The 926-nt window shown below is 77.2% G+C and carries 2 protein-coding genes; both read right to left on the minus strand.

Annotation, left to right across the window (positions count from 1 at the left end; genetic code table 11):
• Positions 1-536: DnaE2-dependent mutagenesis accessory factor ImuA' (imuA', locus tag C1I95_RS34165; protein WP_111220255.1), on the minus strand; the 536-nt coding region annotated here is incomplete at its 3' end.
• 133 nt (positions 537-669) lie between these two features.
• Positions 670-926: SAV_6107 family HEPN domain-containing protein (locus C1I95_RS34170; protein ID WP_267900737.1), on the minus strand; the 257-nt coding region annotated here is incomplete at its 5' end.

Consider the following 926-nt stretch of genomic DNA (forward strand, 5'->3'; position numbering starts at 1 on the left):
AGCCCGTCCCACACCCCGCGGACCACCTGGAGCGTCACGTCCGCGCCGTCCCACCGGCCGTACGGCACCAGCACGCTGCCGCGCTGCCGGGCCCGCGCGGCCAGCCGGCTGGCGACGGAGGCGGAGACGGTGGCCGGTACGGCGGTGACCACCACGTCGACCCCGTCGATGAGCGCGGCGACGACGGTGGGCCACTCGGGCCCGGGCTGGGGCACCAGGGCGAGCCGGTCCAGGGCGATCCCGGCCTCGGCCGCCGCCCCGGCCCCGAAGGTCGGCACCCCGACCACCGCGCACCACGAACCGGTGCGGGACGCCTCGGCGAGCAGGGCGAGGACCAGCGACGTGGTGCCGCTGCGTCGGGTCTGCCCGAGGCCGACCGCGATGGTGCTGCCGCGCCGTAACCCCCGGCTGGGCAGCAGCCCGGTCAGCTCGGGCCGGACGGGCAGCACCCGGTGCCCGCCCGCCAGATCGGGTGCGCTGGCCGGGCGCACCAACCCGGCCAGCGCGGCGGAACCGACCACCATGCGGCCCGCCATCGGACCTACCCCCCGTCGTGTCGCCACGGGACACCGGCCCGTGGATGGTGCTGTGTGGATCAGAAGTACGTACGCGCGGCGGGGTGGCGCCCGGCCACCCTGGGTCCCGCCGGTGGTGGCCGGACGCCACGACTCAGGCGACGAGCCCGTCGATCGCCGGCTGGTGCGCCAGGCCGAGCGCGGCCTCCACCACCGACACGAACTCCTCGGCGGCGCGGAGCAGGTCGTCGGCCTCCCGGGCGGTGACCACCCGGGGTATGCCGGCCTCGGCGGCAGCCCGCTTGCCGGCACCGATGGCGAAGTAGTTGGCCCACTCGTCGAGCTCGGGGGCGACGCCGGCGAGCAGGACCCAGACGCTGGTGATCCGGTTGCGTCGGGTGGGCGCGGGGC

Origin of the sequence: Micromonospora craterilacus (genome assembly GCF_003236315.1) — a bacterium.
Taxonomy (GTDB): Bacteria; Actinomycetota; Actinomycetes; order Mycobacteriales; family Micromonosporaceae; genus Micromonospora; species Micromonospora craterilacus.